The 25,710-nt window shown below is 64.7% G+C and carries 24 protein-coding genes, 2 pseudogenes and 3 other annotated features; of the genes and pseudogenes, 11 read left to right on the top strand and 15 right to left on the bottom strand.

Annotation, left to right across the window (positions count from 1 at the left end; genetic code table 11):
• Positions 1-13 precede the first annotated feature (13 nt).
• On the top strand, positions 14-1,003 hold the full coding sequence (locus CIK81_RS01585) for an IS481 family transposase (RefSeq protein WP_114306577.1): 990 nt from the start codon (positions 14-16) through the stop codon (positions 1,001-1,003).
• Between the two features lie 125 nt (positions 1,004-1,128).
• On the opposite strand, the gene CIK81_RS01580 is transcribed toward CIK81_RS01585, so the two are convergent.
• The 5 genes and pseudogenes from CIK81_RS01580 to CIK81_RS18085 all read right to left on the bottom strand — a co-directional run bounded on the left by CIK81_RS01580 (position 1,129) and on the right by CIK81_RS18085 (position 4,728).
• Positions 1,129-1,383 (bottom strand): hypothetical protein, encoded by a 255-nt coding sequence (locus CIK81_RS01580; RefSeq protein ID WP_096198041.1) that lies wholly within the window; start codon positions 1,381-1,383, stop codon positions 1,129-1,131.
• Positions 1,380-1,517, bottom strand: coding sequence for a hypothetical protein (locus CIK81_RS18090; RefSeq protein WP_158541875.1), 138 nt, complete (start codon positions 1,515-1,517; stop codon positions 1,380-1,382). The genes CIK81_RS01580 and CIK81_RS18090 overlap by 4 nt, the downstream gene beginning before the upstream one ends.
• 9 nt (positions 1,518-1,526) lie before the next feature.
• Positions 1,527-2,852, bottom strand: a complete 1,326-nt coding sequence (locus CIK81_RS01575) for an ISL3 family transposase (protein WP_096166782.1) — start codon at positions 2,850-2,852, stop codon at positions 1,527-1,529.
• Between the two features lie 171 nt (positions 2,853-3,023).
• Positions 3,024-4,484: pseudogene (locus CIK81_RS01570) on the bottom strand (IS3 family transposase).
• A 67-nt stretch (positions 4,485-4,551) separates the two neighbouring features.
• A complete protein-coding gene (locus tag CIK81_RS18085) occupies positions 4,552-4,728 on the bottom strand; it encodes a hypothetical protein (RefSeq protein ID WP_158541874.1) in 177 nt (58 codons plus the stop codon).
• Positions 4,729-4,797: 69 nt separating this feature from the next.
• On the opposite strand from CIK81_RS18085, the gene CIK81_RS01560 reads away from it, so the two are divergent.
• Both CIK81_RS01560 and CIK81_RS01555 read left to right on the top strand, forming a co-directional pair.
• Positions 4,798-5,637, top strand: a complete 840-nt coding sequence (locus tag CIK81_RS01560) for a LysR family transcriptional regulator (protein ID WP_096198040.1) — start codon at positions 4,798-4,800, stop codon at positions 5,635-5,637.
• Between the two features lie 209 nt (positions 5,638-5,846).
• A protein-coding gene (locus CIK81_RS01555) for an IS3-like element ISAar24 family transposase (RefSeq protein WP_114307746.1) occupies positions 5,847-7,012 on the top strand; the annotation gives its coding sequence in 2 pieces (ribosomal slippage) (positions 5,847-6,123 and positions 6,123-7,012; 1,167 coding nt in all).
• A gap of 264 nt (positions 7,013-7,276) precedes the next feature.
• On the opposite strand, the gene CIK81_RS01550 is transcribed toward CIK81_RS01555, so the two are convergent.
• On the bottom strand, positions 7,277-7,960 hold the full coding sequence (locus CIK81_RS01550; protein WP_096166874.1) for a TetR/AcrR family transcriptional regulator: 684 nt from the start codon (positions 7,958-7,960) through the stop codon (positions 7,277-7,279).
• Positions 7,961-8,024: 64 nt separating this feature from the next.
• Between CIK81_RS01550 and CIK81_RS01545 the strand changes: the two genes are divergently transcribed.
• Together CIK81_RS01545 and CIK81_RS01540 are read left to right on the top strand one after the other, a co-directional pair.
• Complete coding sequence (locus tag CIK81_RS01545; protein WP_096166873.1) at positions 8,025-8,780, top strand: SDR family oxidoreductase; 756 nt, start codon at positions 8,025-8,027, stop codon at positions 8,778-8,780.
• A 45-nt stretch (positions 8,781-8,825) separates the two neighbouring features.
• A complete protein-coding gene (locus tag CIK81_RS01540; protein WP_096166872.1) occupies positions 8,826-9,155 on the top strand; it encodes a nuclear transport factor 2 family protein in 330 nt (109 codons plus the stop codon).
• A gap of 156 nt (positions 9,156-9,311) precedes the next feature.
• On the opposite strand, the gene CIK81_RS01535 is transcribed toward CIK81_RS01540, so the two are convergent.
• Positions 9,312-10,067, bottom strand: a complete 756-nt coding sequence (locus CIK81_RS01535; RefSeq protein ID WP_096166871.1) for a helix-turn-helix domain-containing protein — start codon at positions 10,065-10,067, stop codon at positions 9,312-9,314.
• 84 nt (positions 10,068-10,151) lie between these two features.
• On the opposite strand from CIK81_RS01535, the gene CIK81_RS01530 reads away from it, so the two are divergent.
• On the top strand, positions 10,152-10,952 hold the full coding sequence (locus tag CIK81_RS01530) for a sulfite exporter TauE/SafE family protein (protein WP_096166870.1): 801 nt from the start codon (positions 10,152-10,154) through the stop codon (positions 10,950-10,952).
• Between the two features lie 53 nt (positions 10,953-11,005).
• Here the strand turns inward: CIK81_RS01530 and CIK81_RS01525 are convergent.
• Positions 11,006-12,252 (bottom strand): IS3 family transposase gene (locus tag CIK81_RS01525; RefSeq protein ID WP_241963871.1). Its coding sequence is split into 2 segments (ribosomal slippage): positions 11,006-11,967 and positions 11,967-12,252, totalling 1,248 coding nucleotides; the frame shifts between segments, so codons are not numbered across the junction.
• Positions 11,846-11,974, bottom strand: a sequence feature (AL1L pseudoknot). It overlaps the preceding gene by 129 nt.
• Before the next feature lie 341 nt (positions 12,253-12,593).
• Here CIK81_RS01525 and CIK81_RS01520 point away from each other — a divergent pair.
• A complete protein-coding gene (locus tag CIK81_RS01520) occupies positions 12,594-13,730 on the top strand; it encodes an IS30 family transposase (RefSeq protein ID WP_087054967.1) in 1,137 nt (378 codons plus the stop codon).
• Between the two features lie 5 nt (positions 13,731-13,735).
• On the opposite strand, the gene CIK81_RS01515 is transcribed toward CIK81_RS01520, so the two are convergent.
• Complete coding sequence (locus CIK81_RS01515; RefSeq protein WP_147272333.1) at positions 13,736-14,113, bottom strand: hypothetical protein; 378 nt, start codon at positions 14,111-14,113, stop codon at positions 13,736-13,738.
• 667 nt (positions 14,114-14,780) lie between these two features.
• On the opposite strand from CIK81_RS01515, the gene CIK81_RS01510 reads away from it, so the two are divergent.
• Positions 14,781-15,926, top strand: a complete 1,146-nt coding sequence (locus CIK81_RS01510) for a Cmx/CmrA family chloramphenicol efflux MFS transporter (protein ID WP_096166882.1) — start codon at positions 14,781-14,783, stop codon at positions 15,924-15,926.
• 187 nt (positions 15,927-16,113) lie between these two features.
• Here CIK81_RS01510 and CIK81_RS01505 read toward each other — a convergent pair whose 3' ends face one another.
• Entirely contained in the window at positions 16,114-16,515 is a 402-nt protein-coding gene (locus CIK81_RS01505; RefSeq protein WP_096166885.1) for a heme-binding protein, read from the bottom strand.
• A gap of 30 nt (positions 16,516-16,545) precedes the next feature.
• Complete coding sequence (locus tag CIK81_RS01500) at positions 16,546-17,322, bottom strand: SDR family oxidoreductase (RefSeq protein ID WP_096166886.1); 777 nt, start codon at positions 17,320-17,322, stop codon at positions 16,546-16,548.
• Positions 17,323-17,421: 99 nt separating this feature from the next.
• Here CIK81_RS01500 and CIK81_RS01495 point away from each other — a divergent pair, with 99 nt between their 5' ends.
• Positions 17,422-17,988, top strand: coding sequence for a TetR family transcriptional regulator (locus CIK81_RS01495; RefSeq protein WP_096166887.1), 567 nt, complete (start codon positions 17,422-17,424; stop codon positions 17,986-17,988).
• Positions 17,989-18,060: 72 nt separating this feature from the next.
• On the opposite strand, the gene CIK81_RS01490 is transcribed toward CIK81_RS01495, so the two are convergent.
• A protein-coding gene (locus tag CIK81_RS01490; protein ID WP_096166910.1) for an IS3 family transposase occupies positions 18,061-19,283 on the bottom strand; the annotation gives its coding sequence in 2 pieces (ribosomal slippage) (positions 18,061-19,004 and positions 19,004-19,283; 1,224 coding nt in all).
• Positions 18,912-19,014, bottom strand: a sequence feature (AL1L pseudoknot). (Overlaps the previous gene by 103 nt.)
• Positions 19,284-19,442: 159 nt before the next feature.
• Between CIK81_RS01490 and CIK81_RS01485 the strand changes: the two are divergent.
• Positions 19,443-19,748 (top strand): annotated as a pseudogene (locus CIK81_RS01485) (leucine zipper domain-containing protein); the annotation flags it as partial.
• 21 nt (positions 19,749-19,769) lie between these two features.
• Here the strand turns inward: CIK81_RS01485 and CIK81_RS01480 are convergent.
• Positions 19,770-21,016 (bottom strand): IS3 family transposase gene (locus CIK81_RS01480; protein ID WP_241963871.1). Its coding sequence is split into 2 segments (ribosomal slippage): positions 19,770-20,731 and positions 20,731-21,016, totalling 1,248 coding nucleotides; the frame shifts between segments, so codons are not numbered across the junction.
• Positions 20,610-20,738: a sequence feature (AL1L pseudoknot), on the bottom strand. (Overlaps the previous gene by 129 nt.)
• A gap of 223 nt (positions 21,017-21,239) precedes the next feature.
• Positions 21,240-22,274: an IS30 family transposase gene (locus CIK81_RS01475; protein ID WP_096166919.1), complete on the bottom strand. Its 1,035-nt coding sequence runs from the start codon at positions 22,272-22,274 to the stop codon at positions 21,240-21,242.
• 757 nt (positions 22,275-23,031) lie between these two features.
• On the opposite strand from CIK81_RS01475, the gene CIK81_RS01470 reads away from it, so the two are divergent.
• Positions 23,032-24,318, top strand: coding sequence for an ISL3 family transposase (locus CIK81_RS01470; RefSeq protein WP_114355297.1), 1,287 nt, complete (start codon positions 23,032-23,034; stop codon positions 24,316-24,318).
• A gap of 69 nt (positions 24,319-24,387) precedes the next feature.
• Here CIK81_RS01470 and CIK81_RS01465 read toward each other — a convergent pair whose 3' ends face one another.
• Positions 24,388-25,698 carry an ISL3-like element ISAar39 family transposase gene (locus tag CIK81_RS01465; protein ID WP_114355296.1) on the bottom strand — a complete coding sequence of 437 codons (1,311 nt, stop codon included), beginning with the start codon at positions 25,696-25,698 and terminating at the stop codon, positions 24,388-24,390.
• Positions 25,699-25,710 lie beyond the last annotated feature (12 nt).

Here is a 25,710-nt window from a genome sequence, read left to right as displayed (position 1 = left end):
AGAGACCCGTTCCATGACCCACCGTAATTCGCCGCTGACCCCTGCCGGAAGACTCCGCCTGGTCCAACGTGTCGAAGATGATGGTCGCCCCGTCGCCCACGTCGCTGCCGAGGCAGGGGTCGCCCGCTCGACTCTGACGAAGTGGGTGCACCGCTATCGCGATGACGGCATCGAAGCTCTTCAGGACCGCCCCAGCGCTCCTGCTCGCCGGCCCTCGCGGCTACCGATCGAGGTCCTCGCGCTCATCGACGCCTGGAGACGAGACCGCAAATGGTCTGCCCGCCGCATCGCTCTCGAGCTCGCCGACCGCGGCCACCACTACTGCGTCCGCACCATCGGACGCTGGCTGCAGCGCCTCGGGATCTCCCGCCGCCGGGACCTCGACCCGACCGGGGAGAACAACCGCGAGACCGGGAAGATCATCGCCCGTTTCCCGGGGCACATGCTCCACCTGGACGTGAAGAAGGTCGGCCAGATCCCCGACGGCGGCGGCTGGCGACTCCACGGCCGAGGCAGCACCCGAGCACGCCATCAGCGCGTGGGCTACACCTACCTGCACTCCGCGATCGACGGCTACTCCCGCCTCGCCTACACCGAAGCCCTCGAGAACGAGACCGCAGCAACCACCATCGCCTTCTTCGCCCGGGCCAGGGCATTCTTCGCCGCTCACGGGATCAATCACCTGGTCCGGGTGATCACCGACAACGGCTCCAACTACCGCGCGAAGACCTTCGTTCGCACGGTGACCGCGCACGCGTCGCGGCATCAAAGGACTCGGCCCTACACGCCCCGACACAACGGAAAAGTCGAGCGCTACCAGCGGATCCTCGCCGAAGAATGCCTCTACGCCCACCCCTTCTACTCCGAAGACGAACGGCGCGTAGCGATCAGCGTCTGGGTCCACCATTACAACTATCATCGGCCGCACACCGCCTGCGCCGATCAGCCCCCGGCCACCCGAGTCCACGAACGTGTCGACAACGTCATGACCTCATACAACTAGGGCACGCCTCCCCGGCGGCGTTCACCGCCGCCGGGGAGGCGTGCCCTACGAACTCGCGGCGCTCAGATACCTGGACCAGTGGCTCGTGCCTCGAGCGCATGGACTGGCCTGATGACCGGTGTTTTCTACGTCTGGAGCCACTTGGAGAACAGCCTCATCATTAGCGGCGTGACGATGAACGTCAGGAGGGACACCAAAACCAACGAGAGCACCAACGTGGTGATGTAGACCGGAACCAACTGGATCAGCGGCTCTCCTGCCCAGAGTAGGAGTGTTATCAAGGGGTAAGCCGAGATCCAGTTGAGAATCGCGATCTTGTGTCGGGGCGGCGGCCCGGCCAGTGGGGCCGCCGCCACATCCGGTTCGATGGCTTCGGTCACTCGTGGGCCTCATAGTTGACCCAGCCAACCTGATACGGGTGTGTTGCCTTCCACTTGTGGATCACGTCCGTCGCGCCAGGCGCGGCGAAGAAGGTTGCCAGGTCTTCCTGGGCCTCGACGGTGAACTTGAGCATAGCGGCTCTTCAGAGATGAGTGTGGGGTGAGGCGTCGAGTCCGCCAGCGATGAGGAGCATTCGGAGGCGGTAGTGCTCGAAGTTCCGGAACCCACGGGCAATACGGCGGCCGAGCTCGATGATCCCGTTTATGGCTTCCGTGCCGCCGTTGCTCGCGCCGTCGGTGTCGAAGTAGGCCAGGAACGCCGTCTTCCAGCGACGCAGCGTCTTCCCGAGCCTTGCGATCTCGGGAATCGGGCAGGACGGCAGAGTGTCGATGAGTTGCTCGGCGAGCCGACGTCCCTGGGCGGGTGTGGCCTGGTGGAACACGTCTCGGAGGTCCTGCGCGCACTGGTAGGCGACCTCGACTGCGACGTGATCGGGGTGAGCGGAGAATGCCCTGGCCAGGCGGTTCTGCTGGCGCGTGGTGAGGCGTTCACGCCCGGCGCGGAGGATGTGCCGGATCCCGAACAGAGGGTCGCCCTTGCGGCCGCGGTGGCCGAGGGTCTCTTGTTGAATTCGGCGGCGGACGTCATCGACCGCTGCGCCGGCGAGCTTGACGATGTGGAAGGCGTCCAGCACGCAGGTGGCGTCCTCGAGCTGGTCATCGATCGCGTTCTTGTATCCCTGGAACGGGTCCAGCGTCGCGATCTCGATCTCCTCCCGGAACCTCTCACCGCGTTGGCCCAACCAGTCGCGATAGACCGTCCCGGACCGACCTGGGACGAGGTCGAGCAGCCTCGCAGTGGGGTGGGTTCCTCGGGTCAGGTCCACCATCCCGGTGAGCGCTTTCGGCCCGCGCCGGCGCGGGTCACGGTGGTGCCAGATGTGCTCGTCCACGCCCAGGACCTGCACGCCCTCGAACCGCGACGGGTCTTCCGCGGCCCGGGCCAGGACGGGCTGGACCTGGGACCAGAGCGTGTTCCAGGTCGTGCTGAGCTGGCGGGCGAGGCCCTGGATCGTCGCTCCCTCACGGCGGAGCTGACCGATCGCCCAGCGGATCGCGCGCGTGCTCAGCAGGCCCCGCGGGGCGCAAACCTCCGGGTCCTGCTCGAGAAACGTGGCCACCTTGCAAACGTCCTCGAGGCAGACCCAGCGGCGCTTGCGCCAGCGGATCCGCACCGGCCGGCCCGCCCAAGGCGCATCGATCACCTCAACCGCGATCCGTCCGTGACCAGTGGCGATGACTCCGCAACCAGGACATCCCGTCACCGGGTCACAGGACTCGACCTCGAGGACCAGCCCGGCCCGGGCCTTCGAGACGGCCACCAGATGGAGGCCGGGGAAGTCCAGCAGAAGGTCGCATCGGTCGCAGCGATCGAGCGTGTCAGGGCATACGCAACTATGGTTGTGCATTGTCGAGGTCCTTGGTGCGAGCAGAGGTAAGAGTCCGCTCATCATCGAGGACCTCGACGTCTATCCCCAGCTACCCCGCACCACCGGCGCGCCCACACTCAACTCTGAAGAGCCAGCATAGCCGTGGCGATGAACGCCGGGATCGCTTCGGAACCTGTCAACCTTTTTGGGTCACTTGCTGAGCTTCGTCGTTGAGTTTGCTGGCGGGGTCTTCTCGTCCTGGTCGGGCGGGTTGATCCAGGCTGTGGTGGGCAATGCCGGCGGGACTGGGTGGTGGCGGACGAACCGCTCGGGGTGGGCCATATAGGCCTTCTCGAGGACGCTGGCGCGGTGGTCCCGGATCTCGGCGGCGTAGCCGTGGTGGACGTCGATCGGGGTGTGCATGCCGATCCCGGAGTGGCGGTGGACGGTGTTGTACCAGCGGTAGAACTCGCTGCAGAACGCTCTGGCGTCCTCGATCGAGCCGAACTTCTCGGGGAACTCGGGCCGATACTTCAACGTCTTGAACTGCGACTCTGAGTACGGGTTGTCGTTGGAGCAGTGGGGGGCGGGAATGCGTCTTGGTCACGCCCAGGTCGGCCAGCAGGAACGCGACCGGTTTCGAGGCCATCGAGGAGCCGTTGTCCGCGTGGATGGTCAGCTGATCACGGTCCACGTCCTGCTTGGCGATGGTCTCGCCCAGCAGCTTTTCAGCCAGCGCCGCCGACTCGGCGGGGGCGACCATCCATCCCACCGTGTAGCGGGAGAAGATATCGATGATCGAGTACAGGTAGTAGTACGTCCACTTCACCGGACCGTGGAGCTTCGTGATATCCCACGACCACACCTGATTCGGGCCCTCAGCTGCGAGTTCGGGCTTGACCCGGGGCGGGTGCGTGGCCTGGCGGCGTCGCTCACGGACCTCGCCGCGGCGGCGTAGCAGGCGATACATCGTCGAGACCGAGCACAGGTAGACACCCTCATCGAGCAGGACCGCGTGAATCTCGGCCGGGGCCATGTCCACGAACCGCTGCGAGTACAAGACCGCGAAGACCTCGGCCTCCTCGGCTTCGGTCAGGGCCCGCGGCTGCCGGGCCGGCTCGCGGCGCTGACGCGGCGGTGCCGGGGACTGGCGATGGCGGCGGTAGTGGGTGGCCCGAGACCGTCCCACCGCCCGGCAGGCTGCTTTGGTGCCCACCAGCTCGGTGAGCTCGGTGATCGTCTCGTCGATCATCGCTTCTCGGGCTTGTCGTTGCTGCTGGTCGAGAACTGGTCCAGCAGCGCTGAGAGTTTTCCCTGGACCTCGATCACCGCCTCGGCCTTGTCCAGATCCGACCGCAACCGCTCATTTTCCTTCCGCAACCGCGCGGCTTCATTCTGGGCTGCTGTGGCCGGTGCCGCGCCCCCGGAGCGACCCAGTGCCTCTTTGGCTCCGCGGTCGCGCTGGTCTCGCCAGGCGCTGATCAGCGAGGTATACAAGCCCTCCCGGCGCAGCAACGCGCCTCTGCCTTCGCGGTCCGCATTCTCGTACTCTGCCAGGATCTCGGCCTTGTACTTCGCGCTGTAGCGACGCCGGCGGGCCTTGGGCGGGACCTGCGGGTCAGGGACTTCATCCATACCCCCAGAATGCCTCGACTCGATCGGAGTTGTCATCGTTGTGTTCATCGCGGGGATACCTCCTCCCGCCCTCTACGACACCAAACCGGACCATCCGGGTGTCTCATCTAAGGCTGACACAGAGGGCTTCCTCTCCCTGAACAGGCACATGGTGGTAGGCCGAGAAGTCCCGGACTACTCCAGTGTCCTTCATCACTGTTTCAATATCTGACAGGAACTGATCTAGGAGGGCGTCGGCAATCGGATTGGTGAAGGATACGAGCATTGTGTGAATGAACATGCTTATAGCGAACCACCACAGGGTGCCAGTGTCCAATATCAACTAGTTCGATACTGATAACCTAGAGGCATGGATGACGTAGAGATGCGGGACCTCAGGTACTTCGTCGCCGTCGCCGAAGAGCTGCACTTCGGGCGAGCGGCCGAGGTCCTGCGTATCGCCCAGCCTGCTCTGTCCAAAGCGATCCAGCGCTTGGAGAGGCGCCTCGGCGTTGAACTTTTCACTCGGACTAGCAGAAGTGTGGCGCTCACCAGCGCGGGCGCGGCCCTTCTTGAGCACGGCCGACACGCGCTCAACGCCATCGCTGTCGCTGTGCAGGCTGCGCGGCGAGCAGGCGAGGCTACTTCTATACAGTTGGCGATGAAGCCAGGTGGGGATGCAGGGCTGCTCTCAACGCTCTTGCAGGAGTACGCCAATCATCCCGGGGCGCGGCAGGTCGACATCATGTTCCATCCCGGCGTCGAACGAGCTGCCCTCGTCCGCGATGGACGAGCCGACGCCGCTCTGCTCTATTCTCCCTTTGAGAGTACCGATGGGCTCATGACCGCGACGCTCCATGTGGAAGACAGGGTGGCGGTGCTACCAGTTGGTCACCGGCTTGCGGACAGCATGAACATTTCGCTCGATGAGCTGGATAACGACACGTTTCCACGCTGGTTCGGTCGTGACGATGACGGCACTGGGGGGCCCGCGATCAGCGACGTCGCAGAACTTTTCCCCCTCGTCCGCCTCGGTCGCGTGGTCGCCGTGTTGCCTCGTTCCCTCGCCGGGCTCGCCGGGGAGGGAACCGTAAGCGTGCCTGTGTCAGACGCGTCACCCAGCGCGATCGTCATCGGATGTCGAGCGGACGATGACCGCGGACCGATGCGGGCTCTCATGACAGCCGCTCGTTCCGTTTCGTCAGACTAGACACAAAGAACCGTCGGTTCTCGTGAGGTGGATCATGGTGCGTCCCTTATTGCTTGACGTGGCTCGTGGGACGCGCGTCGTGGCGTGAGCATTGCTGCGAGAATTTGAAGTAGGGGGCTGCCGCACGAACAGGTGACAGTTTGACCTGACCTATGGCTCGGTTTCCAGTTGACGTCGCTAGTCGATGGTCTTCATGGAAGGCTCTTCGCATGCCACGCCCGTACCCTCCCGAGTTCCGTGCCCGTGCCATCGCTCTGGTCCGCGAGGGCCGCCAGGTCAAGCAGACCGCACTGGACCTGGGCATCCACGAGGTCACCCTCCACAACTGGCTGCGACAGGACGATATCGACCACGGCCGCCGGCCGGGACTAAGCAGTCAGGAATCTGCCGAGCTCCGCGCGGCGCGGGGCCGTGTCCGCCAGCTCGAGCAGGAGATCGCGATCCTCCGCCGGGCCGCGACGTGGCTCGACGAGGAGGGAGGAGTTGCCCCAAAAGGGCGCACCCGGTGATCGACCGACTCGTCGACGCCGGGGCACCCACAAGCACCTGCTGCCGCCTACTGGGCGTCTCCCGTCAGGGCTACTACCGGTACCGAAAGCGCCCGACCAGTGCCACTGAGCTGCGCCGCCGCTGGCTGACCGGCCTGATCCGGGAGATCCACGTCGCCTCCCGCGGCACCTACGGCTACCGCCGCATCCACGCCGAGCTCACCATCGGAATGAACATTCCGTGTTCCAGCCGGCTCATCTCCGTCCTCATGACTCGCGCCGGAATCGGTGGCCTTCCAGGCCCAGCCAGAATCAAGCGACTCAAGGGGGTCGCCACAGCGGACGACCTGGTCAACCGCAAGTTCCACCGTCTCGCGCTGAACGAGCTGTGGGTCACCGACATCACCGAGCATCCCACCCGGGAGGGCAAGATCTACTGCGCCGCCGTGCTGGATGCTTGCAGCCGCAAGATCATCGGCTGGGCTATCGACTCCAAACAAAATTCCACCCTGGTCGTGAACGCTCTGGACATGGCAATCCGCGCACGTCAGCCAGGGACCGGAGGGATCGTTCATGCGGATCACGGAGTCCAGTTCACCTCCTGGGTCTTCACTCAGAAGATCCGTTCAGCGGGACTGCTGCCGTCGTTCGGGACCGTCGGCGATGGCCTCGACAATGCGATGATGGAGTCGTTCTGGTCGACGATGCAGATCGAGCTGCTGAACCGGAAGAAGTGGAAGACGCGCATCGAGCTCGCGAACGCGATCTTCGAGTACATCGAGGTGTTCTACAACCGTCGTCGCCGGCACTCCTCCCTCGAGTACGCGACACCCCACGACTACGACCTCGCCCGCATCCCGCGGGCACTCACCACCATCGGAAGCTAGCGACCAAGAGTGGAAACCTAACCGTAGGGCAGGTCAGACTGTCACCTGTTCGCGCGGCAGTCCCTTTCTCATGCTTTGAAACAACGTGCTCAGTCTGCTTTACGCCCAGGCCCTGCACTCCGACTAACTTACCCAAGCGGTCGAGCAGACGATTCTGCTTACCCTCGTCCCGACAGTGGATGCGAAGACGCTTGTCTTCTTCAGGCCGCGTCGACCGGCCTGTCAGAACTGAACGGGTGAACGGGTAGGGGTTTCTGACGCCGATCAGTTGGAATCTTCGACGAGGCGGCCGAGCCACTTGATGAGGAGCTCGGTCTCCGTCTTGCCCAGGACGTTGGGGTGGGCTGCGGCGAGTTCCATGGCTGCGGTGAGTTGACTACTGGTTCGTGCGCCCCTGTCCGTGATCGCGGCGATCGCGCCTTCTCGAACTGCGCTGGAGAGCGCGGGATCCGGAGTTGCCAGGATGATCTGACGGAGTGTGACGCCGATGTTTGTCACCAGAATGTGCGCCGCTGCCTGGTCTGACGGGACGGCGAGACGGTCCTGTTCCGCTGCTCGGGCCGTGATCCCACGGAGGATCCTGCTCGGGCGTGACTGTGCGTCGGGGGAGTGGCCCGGGCGGACCTTTCCGTACATGAGCGTATAGAACCCTGGGTTGGCCAGCCCGAAAGCGACGTGGGCGTCCCATCCGGCGCGGATGTCCTGTATCGGGTCGCCGGATGACTCCATGGACGCCTTCTCGCCGAGGTATAGATCGAATCCGTGGTCGATGACCGCGTCGATCAGACCTTGCTTAGAGCCGAAGAAGTGATAGAGCGTCGGCATCTTCACCCCGACGGTGTCGCACACAGCACGTAGCGAGAACTCTTCCCCTGGAGACGCAGCGATGAGGTCGGCAGCTGCCGCGATCAGACGCTGGCGTGTATCGCTTGTCGGCGCTCCTGTCATGCTGCTACGTTACCGCATGTAGCAGTCAGACACTGGTACATATCAATGATACGGGAGGCCTGTCATGGTTGAGTACGCACTCAACGGTAAGAACGTCCTGATCGCGGGAGGCGCGAAGAACCTCGGTGGACTCATCGCACGCCAGGCGGCCGAGGCCGGCGCGAACGTCGCGATCCACTACAACTCCGACTCCAGCCGTGCCGATGCGGAGCAGACGCTGGCCGCCGTCGAAGCGACCGGAGGTAAGGGTGCAGTATTTCAGGGTGATCTCACGGTCCCCGCGAACGTGGCCCGTCTGTTCGCAGACGCGAAGGCCGCTCTCGGGGAGATCGACATCGCGGTCAACACGGCCGGGAAGGTGCTCCGCAAGCCGATCATCGAGACGACCGAGGACGAGTACGACTCGATGTTCGACATCAACTCCAAGGCCGCGTACTTCTTCATCAAGGAAGCCGGGGCCCATCTCGCGGACGGCGGCAAGATCATCACCATCGTCACCGCACTGCTGGCGGCGTTTACCGACGGCTACTCCACCTACGCCGGCGGCAAGTCACCGGTCGAGCACTTCACACGTGCCGCGGCCAAGGAGTTCGCCGACCGCGGCATCTCCGTCACCGCGGTCGCGCCCGGCCCTATGGACACGCCGTTCTTCTACGGGCAGGAGACCCCCGAGCGCGTCGAGTTCCACAAGTCCCAGGCACTGGGAAACCAGCTCACCAAGATCGAAGACATCGCCCCGATCGTGCGCTTCCTCGCCACCGACGGCTGGTGGGTCACAGGCCAGACGATCTTCGCCAATGGCGGCTACACCACCCGCTGACCCGACACGCACGAGAACCCGACACGCACGAGAAGAGGAGTATTCATGTCAGTACCGAGCATTCCCGAACCGGTGGCGTCGTTCATCGTCGCCGTCAACAACCATGATGAGCAGGCGTTCCTCGACGCCTTCACGAAGACCGGCGCAGTGGACGACTGGGGCCGCACCTTCACCGGCCGACAACAGATCAACGCCTGGAGCGACAGGGAGTTCATCGGCTCGCAGGGCAAGCTGACCGTCGAGGAAGTCGACGACAAGGGTGCCAGGGTCGCCGTCATTGGCGACTGGCGCTCCAACCACGCCAATGGCCGCTCGAAGTTCGTCTTCGACATCGAGGGCGACAAGCTCGCAAAGATGACCATCCGCGAAGGCTAGAGCCGACACTCGCACCTCGAGCGGGCGTCCAGCCAGATGGACGCCCGCTCGTTGCTGTCGCCTCTGCGCCCGAAAGACCCCACGCCACACTCCTTCGGGCAGAGCTCGCGAGAGGCCGCATCGACGTTCTGTCCGCAATATCGAGGCATCCCAGTTTCAGTTGAAGCGTGATGGCGGCGCGCCGAAGGCGCGCGTGAACGCGGCGGTGAACGCTGCTGGGGAGGCGTACCCAAGACGAGCAGAGACCTCCGTGACGCTCGAGATGGGGAGCAGGCGAAGGCTGGTCAACAGGCGGGCGTGCGACCGCCAAGCCGCTGAGCTCGTGCCAGTTTGCGCGCGAAACTGGCGATCGAACGTACGCGAGCTCCTGTTCGCTGCCTGTGCCCAGGTCTCATTCGTCACCGCGAGGTCTGGTTCTGCAAGATACGTGCGGCACAGAGATCGGAACGGTTCGTCGTGCGGCAGTGAGACAGACAGGGCCATGGGGGTGAGATGGCGCAGTTCGTGGAGTGTCAGGTTGACGACCGCGCCGTCGTGTCCGGTGACGTCGTAGTCCGGCGCGAACGTGTTCGCGGTTCGAAGGAGCTCGCGCAAGAGGGGGTTGACTTCGGCGACCATGCAGCTGGCCGGCCACCACGGCACGGCGTCCGGTTCGATGTACAGGCTCCAGGTCGTGACATCGTCCATCAACACCTCGTGTGCGACTCCCGGCGGGATGAGGACGGCACGGTCGGTGGGAACGGTCCATGACCCGACATCGGTCTCGACCTGCATCACTCCGCTCGCGCCGTAGAGCAACTGTGCCCGCCGATGCGCGTGACGGGGCAGCACGTGACCGGGCGGGTAGTCCGTCCCGATCGGGAGTACGTCTACCGGAATGTGGTCGACGGCATCAAGGCGAAAGTTGTGCACGGCGCTACCGTAGTGGCTAAAACGCGAAAGTGTGTGAGTAAAGATCGATTGCCCGACACTGCGGGCGCGCAGTGTGATGGAACCATGTCACTGTTGGTTCTGTTCTTCGTAGGTTTAGCGGTCGGCGCGACGACGGTCCTGTTCGGCTTCGGCGGGGGCTTCGTCACGGTCCCCATCATCATGCTCGTCGACGCGGCGAGAGGGCCCGATGCGCTGCGCATCGCGATCGCGACGTCAGCACTCGTCATGGTCGTGAACGCGGTCATCGCGACCTCGGCGACGCGCCAGACCGTCCTTGCCCACCTTCGTGGACGGCGGACACTATTCGTCCTGCTTGCCCTCGGGGGCACGGCAGGTGCTTTCGGCGCGCTATTCGTTCCCGACGTCGTCCCGCGGTGGGGCTTCGTCATCTACATCGGCGTCACCGTTGTCGATCTGCTGCTCCGTCCGGGGTTCTTCCCCGGGCACGGACCAGCGCGACGGCCAAAGGAAAGCAGCGATCGCGCACTCCCCGATGGGTGGGGCATCCCGATCGGTGGACTCGCGTCCTTCCTGGGCGTCGGCGGGAGTGTGATGACCGTGCCGATGATGCGGCGCTCCGGCATGGACATGAGTGTGGCGACGTCGTTGGCGAACCCGCTGACCATCGCGATCGCGGCACCGGCGATGATCGTGGCACTCGTATTCGGCGGTGGCAGCGTCGCCTCGGTCCCAGGCTTGGTCGGGACCGTCGACGTCGCCTCGGCGCTCGCACTGCTGGCGGGTGCGATTCCTGTCATCGTCCTGCTTCGGCGACGGCCTCCGAGGATCAATAACGCCGTGCACAGTTGGGCCTATCTCGCGCTGCTTGTCGTGGCCGCGATCGCTGTGGCTGTCACAGGGTGAATTCCAGCGTGTTCGCAGACCACGACGACTTGGAGTGAATCGCCCCGGGTTTGTTAGAGGCTCGCAAGTGCCGCGTCGGCGGGTGCCGGTGCGGGGTTGTTGTGATGGTAGGTGTCCTCGAGCTCGACGGGCGGGATCATTCCGATCTCGCCGTGCAGACGCCGGTGGTTGAACCAGTCGATGTATTCCGCGGTCGCGATCTCGAGGTCGTCGATGTTCTTCCAGGGCCCGCGGTTGCGGACCAGTTCGGCCTTGAACAGCGAGTTGAAGGCCTCGGCCAGGGCATTGTCATACGAGTCGCCGGTGGAGCCGACCGAGGCGACCGCGCCGGCCTCGGCAAGTCGCTCGGTGTAGCGGATGGCGACGTATTGAACGCCCTTATCGCTGTGATGCGTGAGCCCGGTGACGGACTGGCCTGCGTGATCGCGGGCCCAGATGCCCATCTCCAACGCGTCCAGCGCAAGGTCGGTTCGTAGCGACTTCGACAGCTGCCAGCCGACCACGCGGCGGGAGAACACGTCGATGATGAACGCGGCATACACCCAGCCGGCGAAGGTTCGGCAGTAGGTGATGTCCGCGACCCACAACTGGTTCGGAGCAGTCGCCGTGAAGTCACGTTCGACAAGGTCAGGACGAGAATCCGGACCGCGACCGGAGATCGTGGTGCGCGGGCCCTTGGCCCGGCTGATCCCTCGCAACCCCGCGACGCGCATGAGTCGCTCGACCGTGCAGCGCGCCACCGAGATGCCCTCCCGCCGCAACTGCGCATGGACCTTCTTTGCCCCGTAGACGCTGAAGTTCGCGGAGTGGACCCGGCCGATATCGACCAGTAACTCCTCGTCACGCAGTGCTCGCTTCGAGGGCGGGCGGGCCGTGCTCGCGTAGTACGTGCTCGGCGCGATCTGCGTGCCCGCTGCGGTGAGCGTCCGACAGATCGGCTCGACGCCGAACTCATGCTTGTGCTGGTCTATGTACTCCACGATCAACGCTGTGGGCGGTCGAGCTCCGCCGCGAAAAAAGCCGACGCCGACCTCAGGATCGAGTTCGCCCGGCGCAGCTCACGTACTTCCTTCTCCAGCTCGACCAGGCGTTGGGACTCGCTAGTCGTGGTCCCGGGACGGTGCCCCTCGTCAACCTCGGCCTGCACGACCCAATTCCTCAGAGTCTCGGGATTGATCCCGAGCTGCTCGCCCACACGACGGAACGTGCCCGACCTCGTCGATGGATCCAGTCGCGCCTGAACAGCCATCCTCGTGGCTCTCTCCCGAAGCTCGTCCGGGTACTTCCTCGGTGCTGCCATGCTCCTCATCCTCCCGTGGATTCAGAGCCTCCACCAGACCCGGGGCGATTCAGGCGTTGGCGAGTCCCGGGCAGCCTGACCCGCGAAAAGTCTCTTTTGGACCTCGTCGTGATCGAAGTCAAAGCTGACGAAGGCGCGAGGCTGAGTCATTGATACTCCCTGGAGTTTAACGGGGGGGGGTCAGGATACGGGTGTGGCACAACAGCGTGAGGGGTAACCGCTTTTGACAGCGCCGTTGGTGTGGTTCATGGACCTTGTGCCACAAACGGTGGCGGTCTCAACCGGTCAACGCACCACCCAGTGGTGGAAGCATGCGGATAGATCGGCGAGGAGGCCCGGGCATGGTGTTGAGTCTCGAACAGCAGGACGCGGTATGGGAACGATGGCGCGCGGGCGAGCCGGTCCGGGTTATCGCCCGGGCTGTGTGCTGCAACCGTGAGGCGGTGCGTCGGCTCCTGGCAGTGACCGGCGGGATCCGCCCGGCAGCGCGTTCACGGGCACCGCTGAGACTGTCGCTCACTGAACGAGAGGAAATCTCCCGCGGACTCGCGGCCGGTGATTCCGCGCGCGCTATCGCGACTCGCCTGCGCCGGTCTGCTTCCTCGGTCTCGCGGGAGATCGCCCGTAACGGTGGACCTACGCAGTACCGGGCTGCGGCAGCCGATCGACGAGCGTGGGAGAACGCGAGGCGTCCGAAGCCGTGCAAGCTGGAAACGCACGATGACCTGCGGAGCATCGTGCAGGAGAAGCTGATGGCGGATTGGTCGCCGCAGCAGATCGCGGCATGGCTCCGACTGACTCCGGCTTCAGCACAGGGAGTACGGATCTCGCACGAGGCTATCTACCGGACCCTCTACATCAGCTCGCGCCTGTCGCTCCCCTCGACGCTGAAGACGCATCTGCGGTCGGGGCGCGGCATGCGCACCTCGAGGAAAGCGCGTCGTACCGGGCACGGGCGGGGCCGGCTGCGGAACATGGTCTCTATCCATGATCGACCAGAGCAGATCGAGACCCGGACCGAGGTAGGGCATTGGGAAGGGGACCTCGTCATGGGGCGACGCCCCAGCGCCGTGGCAACCCTCGTGGAACGCACCACCAGGATCGTTCGCCTCGTCAAGCTCGATGGCATCAAGGGCCCAGACGTCCGCGCCGCGCTCGTCCAGAACCTCCGCGGCATGCCGAAATCACTGTTGAGGTCGATCACTTGGGATCGAGGTCGAGAGATGTCAGAGCACGAACAACTCGCCCACGACCTCGGCATCCACGTCTACTTCTGCGATCCTCGCTCACCGTGGCAACGAGGCTCGAACGAGAACACCAACCGGCTCCTACGCCAGTACCTGGCGAAGAACGCCGACCTGTACCGCTTCACTCAAGACGAACTCGATCAGATCGCGAACAAGATCAACACACGTCCACGCCAGGTCCTTGACTGGCTGAGCAGCCGCGAACGACTTCGTGCTTGCAGGCTCGCCTAAACGGCTCAGTAGAGCGGCTCGAGAGTGTCATCTTCGAGGTCAGGCAGCATCTCGTGATCGTCGTAGGTCATGTAGTCAACGGAGTGCAGGTAACCGTCGACGACCCATAGATCGAGCTGGCCAAGCCCTTCTCCGGCGCGCGAGACATCCAAGGTAGAGAACGGTCCGCCACCGTGCCTGATCCGGGCTGCCTTCGGCAACTTGGGAACCGAGATAAGGAAGCAGTCGCACTCGTCGAGCTGGTACCCACCCCACGACGCGACGCGGAGCTGCTCGCAAGCCTGTTCACGGTACGGGTGATCCCCGCTGCACAGAAGATCCAGCACCGTCTTCTCCTTCGCGGAGAAAGCACTCCCAACTGCGCGACCACGACTCATGTTCATCCCTCGAGGATACGGGGGCGGCATCGCTGGGTCTCGCTACCGCAGACATGGCACCTACGGCACGAAGACCTGACAGAGTAGGCGGGTGGTGCGTTGACCGGTTGAGACCGCCGTCGTTTCGGACCCTGTGGGACGGGGGAGCCTACGGTGCCGTAGCTGTCACGCAGGGTGGTGTTCAATGTGGCAGATGTGTCCAGTTGAGGTGACCTGACCTATAGCCCGGTTTCCAATGTCGGTCGCTAGCTTCTGGTGGTGGTGAGTGCGGACGTGATCATGCAGATCGAGCCACCGCCCCGAGCGCACGGCCGCCGCCCACAAGAGAACGGCATGTACCGATCGTGGGCGCAGCGACGCTCGCAAAAATGCGTTCTCGGGCCCTATTGGGAACCGTAAACGACCTGCGAGTAGCTGTCCTGGTGGGGTTCCCTAGTTCGAGACGTACCTGGCGACGCTGCGCGTGACACCTCTGTGCGTGTCAGTCCGGGGCTCGGTTATGGTGGTTCAGTGAGTTCTCCCGAAGCGTCCAAGGTCGAGCTGCCGGTACGCCGGTAGCTCACTACTTCGACGCCTTCCTCTTCGAGTGGGTGCGACTGCGCGACGTTGATCGCGGCCAGTGAGCACGCGTGCCGGTCTAACCCGACCGCCACCTCACTTCGAAAGACTCACCATGCCACTCGTTATCGTCCTGCTCGCTGTAGCGGTCTTCGCCCAGGGAACCTCCGAGTTCATGCTCGCCGGTCTTCTGCCGGATATCGCGGAAGACCTCGCAATCAGCATCCCTCAGGCGGGTCTACTGACCTCAGCCTTCGCCCTCGGCATGATCGTCGGCGCTCCTGCCATGGCCGCCGTCAGTCGCCGCTGGTCGCCGAGGCTTACCCTCTCGGTCTTCCTCATCGTTTTTATCGCGATGCATGCGATCGGAGCCATGACTGACAGCTTCGCACTCCTCCTCGCCACGCGCATCGTGGCCGCCTTGACCAACGCAGGCTTTCTCGCCGTCACACTCTCCACAGTCTCGGCACTGGTACCTCCCGGCCGCATTGCGCGTGCGCTGGCCGTGATCCTTGGTGGGACCACCTTGGCACTCATCGCAGGTGTCCCCGGCGGCGCTGTGATTGGATCTCTGCTCGGTTGGCGAGCAGCCATGTGGGCGGTAGCTGCCATCTCTGTGCCGGCTCTGGTCGCCGTGATGGTGGCGACCCCTCAGCGAGCGGTTGGCACGCAGCGCCCTGTGTCGCTGGTGGCGGAGCTCCGAGTTCTGCGCCGACCGGGACTCTTGATCCCGTTGGGGCTCGGGGCACTCATCAACGGTGCCACGTTCTGCGCCTTCACCTACTTCGCGCCAGTGATCACTGAGTCCGTTGGCCTCGCCGCGCCCGCAGTGCCTGCTGTGTTGGCGGTTTTCGGCATCGGATCATGCGTCGGAGTATGGACAGCGGGACGGCACGGCGATGCTCACTCCACCCTCATCCTCGTCGCAGGCGGAGCGGCTTTGTTCATCGGATGGGGGTCCCTCGCGGTGTTCGCCACGGTCCCTGCCGCGGTGTTCACCCTCGCACTTCTTCAAGGAGCGCTGTCATTCGCCGTCGGAAGCACCCTCATCGCCGCCTCGATCCGCGCGGCGGCATCTGCCCCAACTATGTCGGGCTCGTTCGCGACAGCATCCCTCAACATCGGCGCTGCTGCAGGTCCCATCCTCGGCGGGATCGCTTACGCAACAGCCGGAGCTACGGGGCCACTCGTAGTGAGCGCTGCTCTGGTCCTCGCCGCCGCACTGACGTTTTTGGCCACGCCAAGGGCAGGGGTTTCGTGAGGGAAGTGTGTTTCACACGGTGGAGATTTTGGTCGTTCGGCTCCGTGAGTGCGACAGCTGCTGCGCACCGTTACGACGTGGTCGACGCGGCGCCTGGGTGGGGAACGGGCCTCTGGCCGGAGTGGTGGGAGGGGGTGCTGGGTTCGTCCATCTCGCCGGACGAGGCCCGTTCCGTGACCCGAGTCGTTTAGCTGATCGCTGTCCGAGCGATCTCGGCGTCCTGTTCTGGGGTTCCTCCTGAGACGCCTAGCGCACCGAGGAGTCGACCTGTGTCATCAGTGATCGGAACGCCGCCGCCCATGAGGAGCAGACCGCCGTTGGTGTGATCGAAGTGAGCGACCGGCTCACCGAGCTGTAGGGGCGCGTTCAACGCTTCGCTTGGTGCTTCGAACATGACGGATGTACGTGACTTCGCCAGCGCGAGATCATTGGAGGCCAGCCAAGCGCCGTCCATCCGCTCGAAGGCGACAAGGTTCGCCCCGGCGTCGAGGACGGCGAAGACGGCGTTCAGGCCGAGATCGAGGGCCTTCTCCTGGCCGGCGTCGATGATGCGGCTGGCCGTTTCAAGAGTGATTGTGGGGTGTGACATGTGGTTCTGTCCTTTCCTTCTCTCTCGGTGTCAGGCCTTCTGGGTCCACTCGGTTTCCTGCCACTGCTTGGCAGCGTCGATGGTCTCCAGTGGCCGCATGGTCCGGTAGTCGGGATTGTCGGCGGTGATGGTCTCCACCATCGCGTCGACCATCTCCTGGGGGTCGGCCTGGTCGGCCAGCGACGGACCGAAGTCAGGCATCGGGACATGTGCGGTCTCGCCGTCGTACCACTGCACGTAGCTCTCGGCGCCGGTGTCGTTGAACCCGGTTCCGAACACTCCGGGGTTGATGGTGGCGACCTTGATGCCGAACTGCTCCAGCTCGGCCTTCATCGACCCGGCGACCGCTTCGATCGCGTGCTTGGTCGCGCAGTAGGCGCCCAGGAACGGGACGACGAGGATCCCGCCCATCGAGGAGGTCCAGACGATGCGTCCGCTCTTGCGAGCGATCATCTTCGGTGCGATGGCCTGGACCAGTTCGAGGTGCCCGAACAGGTTGATGTCGAACGACTCCCGCACGCGCTGCAGCGGGATATCGACCACTGCTCCACCCTCCATGACTCCGGCGTTGAGGACCAGAACGTCCACGTCGAAGGAGCCGGCGTGAGCGATGTCGATGGGGTCGAGCAGGTTGAGCTTGATGACGTTGAGTTCGACGCCGGCTGCGTCGGCATCCGCTCGAAGGCCGCGGACCTGGGGCCACGTCTCGGCGGCGGCGATCACGTCGTGGCCCTGGCGGGCGAGTTCGAGCGCGGCACCTTGCCCGAATCCACTGCTGGCACCGGTGATCAGGATCTTCTGGGACATGGACACTCCTCGTGTAACTATCTGGATGCTTACGAGAAGGAGACTGTCACGTCACGGCGAGAACGTCAATAACCAGATGGTTACCTATAGACTGGGGGCATGCCACCCGATGCCACAGACACCAAACGCCGGATCCTCGGCGCGGCGCGGGCCGAGTTCGCGCAGTTCGGCCTTGCTGGCGCGCGCGTGGACAGGATCGCTGAGACTGGGCGGGTCAACAAGCGCTCCATCTATGTCCACTTCGGACCGAAGCGCCAGCTGTTCGATTTCGTGGTGTCGGCCGCGCTGGCCGAGATGGCAGACGAGGTGCCATTCACCGCTAAGGACCTCCCGTCGTATGCAGGGGCACTCTTCGACTATCTGACGGCTCGACCAGAAATCTTGCGCCTAACGTCCTGGGCTGGCCTTGAACGGGAAGATGCATCGCCGAGCGAGGTCCAGGCGTACGAACCCAAGGTGCGAGAGCTGTCGAAAAGTTTCGATGGTGCGGCGGTCGATGTGCTCGCCCTGTTGCTTGGCCAGATCACGGCGTGGCAGTTCGCATCGCCTGGTCTTCGCGCGCACGCTTCAGAGGGGCCCTGGTCTGATGACCGCCTCCAGCGGCACCGCGCCCTGCTGATCGTTTCCGTTGAAGCACTCGTCAGCGCCGCGAGGGCCCGCACTTGAGGGTCATGCTTCAGGAGCCTCGATAGCTTGTTCCAATCGACTAGGTGAAGCGCCCTGGGTTTCGTTCCGTGGTTAGACGGTCGCGGGCGCGGTCGTCGTGGGGTGAGTGTAGGCCGCTTCGACCGCTGCGGGGGTGCGGTAGCCGAGAGCCTCGTGGAGCCGGGCCGTGTTCCACCAGTGGACCCAGCCCATCGTGGCGAGCTCGACCTCGCTGACCGACTCCCAGATCCGCTTCGAGTAGATCAACTCTGCCTTGTAGAGGCCGTTCACGGTCTCGGCCAGCGCGTTATCGTAGCTATCTCCAACGGTACCAACTGACGCTTTCACGCCTGCCGCGATGAGAGCGTCCGAATAGGCCAGTGAGACGTACTGACTGCCCCTGTCGGAATGGTGGATCAATCCGCTTTCATTCCTGCTCGTCCCAGTGGAAAGAAGCGCGTGCTCCAGTGCGAGCAATGGCAGCGGCTGTGTGTGGAGTGTGGGCGCGACCGCCCAGCCTACGATTCTGCGGCTGAAGACGTCGGTGATGAATGCGACGTAGCAGAACCCGGTGAGTATCCGAACGTAGGTGATGTCGGCGACCCAGAGCTGTTGCGGGCGGTCCGCGACGAACTTCCGCTCGACAAGGTCGGGACGCTGGTCGACTCCAGCTTCGGGACGGGTGGTGACGGGCTTGCGACCTCGGCGGACGCCCTGGAGGCCAGCGATCTTCATCAGCCTTACTACTTGGTCGCGACCGACATCCCATCCCGCATGGCGCATTGCGTGCCACATCTTCCGGACCCCGTAGACACTGTAGTTCTCCTGATGAATCCTCCGTAACTCCTCGACAAGCATCTCGTCTCGCAGGCTTCGAGCGGATCTCGGCCTGATTTTGGAGGCGCGGTATCCGCGGGAGGTGATGAACCCACATTCTGTCGCACCGAGGATGCGGCATATGGCCTCGACCCCGAACTTCTCGCGATGTATGTCAATGAACGCGATCATTTCGTTGTGGGGCGGTCGAGTTCCGCTGCAAAAAACGCTGAGGCAGCTTTCAAGATCTCGTTAGCGCGTCTCGCCTCGGCGAGTTCCCGCCGAAGCCGGCGGTTCTCCTCCTCGAGCGGCTCTCCCGAGCCAGCCGGTTCGGTGGGGCCGTACCGGTTGCACCAGATCCGCAGGGTCTCCTCACCGACGCCGAGCTGTGGTGCGACGGCGCGGATCGATGCCGCGCGGGGACCACCTTCGCGGGCTTGGCGGTCGTAGACCATGCGCACGGCGCGGTCACGCAGCTCTGGACTGAACTTCTTGGGCATGTTCCGATTCTCCTTGCTGAGACTCGGAACGGAACCCAGGGCGCTTCAAGGTGTTGCGGGTCATGACGTTGTAGTCACGGAGCGGGGATGAAGGAACGGGTCCCTGACCGGCACGATGGGTGGTGTCTAGACATCCGTCGCCCGGGAGGAACCCGTTCCATGACCCACCGTAATTCGCCGCTGACGCCTGCCGGAAGACTCCGCCTGGTCCAACGTGTCGAAGATGATGGCCGACCCATCGCCCACGTCGCCGCCGAAGCCGGCATCGCCCGCTCGACTCTGACGAAGTGGGTCCACCGCTACCGCAGCGACGGTGCCGAAACCCTGGAAGACCGCACCAGCGCCCCAGCCAGGCGACCCTCGCGGCTACCGGTCGAGGTCCTCGAGCTCATCGACTCCTGGCGACGAGAGCACAAATGGTCGGCCCGCCGTATCGCCCTCGAGCTTGCCTCCCGCGGTCACCACTACTGAATCGCCCCGGGTTTGTTAGAGGCTCGCAAGTGCCGCGTCGGCGGGTGCCGGTGCGGGGTTGTTGTGATGGTAGGTGTCCTCGAGCTCGACGGGCGGGATCATTCCGATCTCGCCGTGCAGACGCCGGTGGTTGAACCAGTCGATGTATTCCGCGGTCGCGATCTCGAGGTCGTCGATGTTCTTCCAGGGCCCGCGGTTGCGGACCAGTTCGGCCTTGAACAGCGAGTTGAAGGCCTCGGCCAGGGCATTGTCATACGAGTCGCCGGTGGAGCCGACCGAGGCGACCGCGCCGGCCTCGGCAAGTCGCTCGGTGTAGCGGATGGCGACGTATTGAACGCCCTTATCGCTGTGATGCGTGAGCCCGGTGACGGACTGGCCTGCGTGATCGCGGGCCCAGATGCCCATCTCCAACGCGTCCAGCGCAAGGTCGGTTCGTAGCGACTTCGACAGCTGCCAGCCGACCACGCGGCGGGAGAACACGTCGATGATGAACGCGGCATACACCCAGCCGGCGAAGGTTCGGCAGTAGGTGATGTCCGCGACCCACAACTGGTTCGGAGCAGTCGCCGTGAAGTCACGTTCGACAAGGTCAGGACGAGAATCCGGACCGCGACCGGAGATCGTGGTGCGCGGGCCCTTGGCCCGGCTGATCCCTCGCAACCCCGCGACGCGCATGAGTCGCTCGACCGTGCAGCGCGCCACCGAGATGCCCTCCCGCCGCAACTGCGCATGGACCTTCTTTGCCCCGTAGACGCTGAAGTTCGCGGAGTGGACCCGGCCGATATCGACCAGTAACTCCTCGTCACGCAGTGCTCGCTTCGAGGGCGGGCGGGCCGTGCTCGCGTAGTACGTGCTCGGCGCGATCTGCGTGCCCGCTGCGGTGAGCGTCCGACAGATCGGCTCGACGCCGAACTCATGCTTGTGCTGGTCTATGTACTCCACGATCAACGCTGTGGGCGGTCGAGCTCCGCCGCGAAAAAAGCCGACGCCGACCTCAGGATCGAGTTCGCCCGGCGCAGCTCACGTACTTCCTTCTCCAGCTCGACCAGGCGTTGGGACTCGCTAGTCGTGGTCCCGGGACGGTGCCCCTCGTCAACCTCGGCCTGCACGACCCAATTCCTCAGAGTCTCGGGATTGATCCCGAGCTGCTCGCCCACACGACGGAACGTGCCCGACCTCGTCGATGGATCCAGTCGCGCCTGAACAGCCATCCTCGTGGCTCTCTCCCGAAGCTCGTCCGGGTACTTCCTCGGTGCTGCCATGCTCCTCATCCTCCCGTGGATTCAGAGCCTCCACCAGACCCGGGGCGATTCACGCGAGCAGCATGGCCTGGCGCTGACGCCTACGGCCCAGACCCGAGGAGGCTGCAATGACTCGATGGGCGTCGGAGAGATCGTCCATGGCCATCGTCTCCTCGGACCGAAGTCCCTTGGGGCTATCCGAGTCCTGGTGCCGTAGAAGCTGACGCTGGAGGTCTCGGCGATGTCAAGGCGTCGAAGCAACATGGGGCTCGCCGGCGAGCAGTCGAGCGAATGCCTCGGTGGGCGTGAGATAGCCCAGTCGGCGGCGGGGTCGATTGTTGATCTCCTCGGCGATGGTGGTGAGGTAGGGCTGGTGATCGGGGATCACCGTGCCCTTGGGCAGATACTCCCGGTAGAGCCGGTTCGTGTTCTCGTTGCTGGGCCTCTGCCAGGGCGAGTGGGGATCGGCGAAGTAGACCGGCATCGCCGTGGCCAGGGAGACCTTCGCGTGCTGGGCCATCTCGCTGCCCTGGTCCCACGCCAACGATGCCTTCATCATCTCGGGCAGGTCGTTGAAAAACTCGATGACCGCGTCAGCGGTTGGCTCGGCGTGTTTCGAGGGCAGGGCCAGCAGCCCGGTGAACCCGCTCATCCGCTCCACCAGCGTCGCCGCGCACGAGGTGCCGTTCTTCCCGATGATCAGGTCACCTTCCCAGTGCCCCGGCACCCGACGCTGGGCGGCGTCCTCACCTCGCTCCGCGATCGGGACCATACCTACGATTGGGCCACCGCGCGTCCGCCCGGTCGTACGTGGTCGGCGCTTGGTCCGCTTGGACTGCAGGAAGATGCCCTTGCGGGCGAGCTCACCCTTCGGGATTGCGTAGATGTACTGGTAGATAGCCTCACCGGAGACGGTTCGGCCGCGTGCGTCAGGAGAGTTCGCCATGCGTTCAACGGTCGGGTCTGTCGCCTCCAGACGCAACCGGCCCGCTATCTCGTTCGGCGTCCACGACGCGGCCAGATCCGCCTCCACCCTCGCCTGCAGCACCGGATCCCCCGCGACCTTCCGCTGCTGCGGGCGAGCCCGCCGACGCTGCGCTCTGACGTCTGCGGTCACGGCTTGGTAGCCGCGGGTCTTCGTCGAGTTCCGGTGAAGCTCCCGCGAGATCACCGACGGGCAACGCCCCAGGTGACGGGCGATCCTCCGCACCGACCAGCCCGCTTTCGAGGCCGTCGAGATCTCCGACCTGTCGCTGAACGACAACCCCACCCGCGCCATCCGCACACTCCACCGATCAGACCCCCGCCGACCGGGAGTGTTGCTTCGACGCTATGACACCACCCTCGCGCAACGGCACTCAACTCCCTGACCGCTTCCTCGCGAGCTTGCGCGCGCATTTGGAGCACTGTGGACTGCGAGACGACCGCCAGACCGAATCCAGTGCTGATGATTGCGCTGATGAGGGCCGAAATGGCCACGGTGCTCCAGTCCATGAGTTGACCATATGCGTCTGTTCGATGAAGAAGACGCGATCTGTGTCATAGGGCTTTCAAGTCGTCGACCTGACTGGGCGGAACCGCGTTGCCCTGAGATGTGTGGCTTGCCGTCATGGTGCCTGATGGGCCACGACGCTGAAGCGGTCGCGGACGGTTCTCGTCATGGAGTGGCTCCTAGGGCCAGGCTCCAGTGCGGCCGGTCCGAAGCGACCACAACAGAGCCGAAGGGTCTCTTAGTCGAAGCCGAGAGGCGGCGCGACGACACAGATGGACCCCGATCTGGAGGCACCCTCGAGGGTCTGCAAGCAGTGCGCTGATTCGGCCGATGTTCCGTCTCCATCGTCAGGTCGTGAGCGGTGGCCATCGCGGTGCCACAAGGTCACCGAGATATTGCCCCGGCACATCGCTGAAATTGCAGTGAAATTGGCTCTTCGCGGCTCGTGGTGAAGGAGAGCGTCGCGTCGCTGGCGTAGAACGGCCCGTGGTCCTGCTGTGATGGGTGTTGTCTAGACAGCCACATCCCAGAGGACCACGAGCCTGTGCACGAGAATACTGGTTCGCAGCGAGATGCTGCGAGCACGATCTTCAACCTGCCCAACTACCGCGTCACAGACGCTGTCGACCTGCTCGACGGAGGTCGGCGGGTGGTGATCGCCTCGACCGTCCCGCCCGGATGTCCGTCGTGCGGGGTGCGCGCGACCAAGGTCCACTCCCGCCGGTCACAGAAGGTGCGAGACGTCCCCGTGGCCGGGGCTGTGGAGGTGGTGTGGGCCAAGCGGCGCTGGTTCTGTCTCGAGCCGGCCTGCGACCGGCGCACGTTCTGGGAAGCGACCGACCAGGTCCCGCACCGTGCGCGCTCGACGACCCGGTTGCGGGATCAGGTTGTCTCCGCAGTGATCACCTCGGGCCGGGCAGCCTCAGAAGTCGCCCGGGCTCATGGCGTCTCGTGGTGGCTGGTCCAGGCCGCGCTGGCGGCTGCCGCAGTGGTCCTGCCCACCGTCGACGACGTGCCAGTAACGCGCCTGGGCATCGATGAGCACCGCTACCGGTCGGTGCGCTGGTTCCGCACCGACGAAGGTGCCTGGAAACGGTTCGAGCCATGGATGACGACCTTGGTCGACCTCGCCACCGGGCAGGTCCTCGGCATCGTCGACGGCCGGGACTCCACCGCCGTCGGCCACTGGCTCGCCCAGCGATCTGACGCCTGGCGGGAGCGGATAGAGATCGTCGCGATCGATCCCTCGGCCGCTTTCCGTAAAGCACTGCGGACCTACCTGCCCCGCGCCGCGGTCTCGGTCGACAAGTTCCACCTCGTCAAGCTCGGAAACGACATGGTCACCACCGTTCGTCAGCGCCTCGCCCGCGCTCACCACGGTCGTCGGGGCCGGAAGGACGACCCGGCCTGGGCGCACCGGATGCTGCTGCTGTGTGGAGCTGACACCCTCACCCCGAAAGCGTGGAACCGGCTGGAGACGGTGTTCCGCACCGATGACCCCACCGACGAGCTCTCCGCTGCCTGGGGCATCAAGGAGCAGCTCCGCCGTCTGCTGGCCACCGACACCCTCGCCCAGGCCTGGGACGAACGGATGCGGATGGGCTACTTCGCCCAGATCGCGAACATGCCCGAGGCGACCAAGCTCTACGACACGATCGTGACCTGGTGGGACGCGATCGAGATCCTCATCGTCACCGGCGCGACCACCGCCCGCGTCGAGGCCGCGAACACCGGCATCAAGAACATCAAACGCACCGGCCGCGGCTTCCGCAACGCCGAGAACTACCGCACCCGTATCCTGCTGGCCAGCGCCGCGAGAACCGTAGCGTGAATACCCGCCACAGCAGGGTCATTCACCACGAACCGCGAAGAGCCGTGAAATTGTGCGTAGTTTTGTGGCTCATCGCATTTGACGGTGTAGCAGGGGTCTGAATCCGCCGGTGTCGAGGAGGGATCGGAGGATGTAGTGGGCGAGGTTGCGGAAGCCCAGCGCGGTGCCACGGAGGTGCTCGAGGCGGCCATTGATAGCCTCTGTTGGGCCGTTGCTGGTGCCGGGCCGGTCGAAGTAGGCCAGCACGTCCCCGGCCCGGCGTTTCAGAGTGCGGCCGAGCGTGATGACCTCGGTCAGCGAGGCTGGAACGTTGCCGGCGAGGTCCTGGATCACGGCGGTGAGTTGCTGCTTGGCGGCAACGCGATCGGGATTGCGGTATGCCTGGACGATCCGCTGGTAGATGCCCCAGGTCGCCTCCACTGCGGCGTGCTCGTCTGCGGCGAACACGCTGCTCAGGCGGCCGCACTGGCGATCGGTCAGGAGGTCTGCGCCGGTGCGGAGGACTCGGCGGATCCCGTAGAGAGGATCCCCGGATCGGCCACGATGCCCGCAGGTGGTCTGCTGGATCCGTTGCCGGCAGCGGTCCAGTGCGTCACCGGCCAGGGCGACGACGTGGAACGGATCCATCACCGCGACGGCCTGCGGGATCTCTTCCGCAGCGGCGGTCTTGAAACCGGTGAACCCATCCATCGCCACGGTCTCGATCCGGTCGCGGAAGCCCTGTTCCTGCTGGTCGAGCCAGGTCTTGAGCACCTTCTTCGAACGGCCGGGGACCATGTCCAGCAGCCTCGAGGCTCCGGTGCCATCGCGGACCGGGGTCAGGTCGATGATCACGGTGACGTACTTGTTACCGCCTCTGGTGTGGGACCAGACGTGCTCGTCCACGCCGAGGACCCGGACCCCCTCGAACCGGGCAGGATCGTTGATCAGGAGCTCGGAGCCGGCTTCGAGGACAGCGTCGTTCACGGTGTGCCAGGCGGTGCCGAGGTTCTCGGCGACCCGCGCGATCGACATCCGGTCGATGACCACGCTCTTGAGTGCCCAGAAGACCGCGTCGCGCGACAGCTTCGTGCGGGACGCGGCAGCGGCTGTGGTGTCCTGACGCCACACGGTGCAGCAGTCCGGGCAGCGGTAGCGACGCACTCTGACCTGCAGCATCGTCGGTCGCCAGCCGAGGGGGACGTGCACGATCGTCCTGAGGACCGTGCCGCGAGGAACTCCGGCCTGGCCGCAGCGATGGCACCACTGATCGTCCGCGAGGACCCGGCACTCCAGAACTGCCTGGCCCGTCTCGATGTGCTGGCCGGTGGCTGTGAGGCCGAGCCCGTCCAGGCCGCAGAAGGCATCGAGATCAGGGGACGAGAAGGTAGCGTGGGGCATGTCGAGGTCTTC

Source organism: Brachybacterium sp. JB7 (genome assembly GCF_003335205.1).
Lineage (GTDB): Bacteria > Actinomycetota > Actinomycetes > Actinomycetales > Dermabacteraceae > Brachybacterium > Brachybacterium alimentarium.
The sequence above is the reverse complement of the archived record's forward strand: the minus strand, read 5'-3'. Positions and strand labels throughout refer to the sequence as shown.

Coding starts and splice junctions, on each gene's coding strand:
- CIK81_RS01530 (WP_096166870.1), top strand. CDS start 10,152: ATGTCACTGTTGGTTCTGTTCTTCGTAGGTTTAGCGGTCGGCGCGACG.
- CIK81_RS01560 (WP_096198040.1), top strand. CDS start 4,798: ATGGATGACGTAGAGATGCGGGACCTCAGGTACTTCGTCGCCGTCGCC.
- CIK81_RS01475 (WP_096166919.1), bottom strand. CDS start 22,274: ATGGCGCGGGTGGGGTTGTCGTTCAGCGACAGGTCGGAGATCTCGACG.
- CIK81_RS01550 (WP_096166874.1), bottom strand. CDS start 7,960: ATGACAGGAGCGCCGACAAGCGATACACGCCAGCGTCTGATCGCGGCA.
- CIK81_RS01510 (WP_096166882.1), top strand. CDS start 14,781: ATGCCACTCGTTATCGTCCTGCTCGCTGTAGCGGTCTTCGCCCAGGGA.
- CIK81_RS01500 (WP_096166886.1), bottom strand. CDS start 17,322: ATGTCCCAGAAGATCCTGATCACCGGTGCCAGCAGTGGATTCGGGCAA.
- CIK81_RS01495 (WP_096166887.1), top strand. CDS start 17,422: ATGCCACCCGATGCCACAGACACCAAACGCCGGATCCTCGGCGCGGCG.
- CIK81_RS01505 (WP_096166885.1), bottom strand. CDS start 16,515: ATGTCACACCCCACAATCACTCTTGAAACGGCCAGCCGCATCATCGAC.
- CIK81_RS01540 (WP_096166872.1), top strand. CDS start 8,826: ATGTCAGTACCGAGCATTCCCGAACCGGTGGCGTCGTTCATCGTCGCC.
- CIK81_RS01545 (WP_096166873.1), top strand. CDS start 8,025: ATGGTTGAGTACGCACTCAACGGTAAGAACGTCCTGATCGCGGGAGGC.
- CIK81_RS01520 (WP_087054967.1), top strand. CDS start 12,594: ATGGTGTTGAGTCTCGAACAGCAGGACGCGGTATGGGAACGATGGCGC.
- CIK81_RS01465 (WP_114355296.1), bottom strand. CDS start 25,698: ATGCCCCACGCTACCTTCTCGTCCCCTGATCTCGATGCCTTCTGCGGC.
- CIK81_RS18090 (WP_158541875.1), bottom strand. CDS start 1,517: ATGCTCAAGTTCACCGTCGAGGCCCAGGAAGACCTGGCAACCTTCTTC.
- CIK81_RS01575 (WP_096166782.1), bottom strand. CDS start 2,852: ATGCACAACCATAGTTGCGTATGCCCTGACACGCTCGATCGCTGCGAC.
- CIK81_RS01515 (WP_147272333.1), bottom strand. CDS start 14,113: ATGAACATGAGTCGTGGTCGCGCAGTTGGGAGTGCTTTCTCCGCGAAG.
- CIK81_RS01585 (WP_114306577.1), top strand. CDS start 14: ATGACCCACCGTAATTCGCCGCTGACCCCTGCCGGAAGACTCCGCCTG.
- CIK81_RS18085 (WP_158541874.1), bottom strand. CDS start 4,728: ATGTTCATTCACACAATGCTCGTATCCTTCACCAATCCGATTGCCGAC.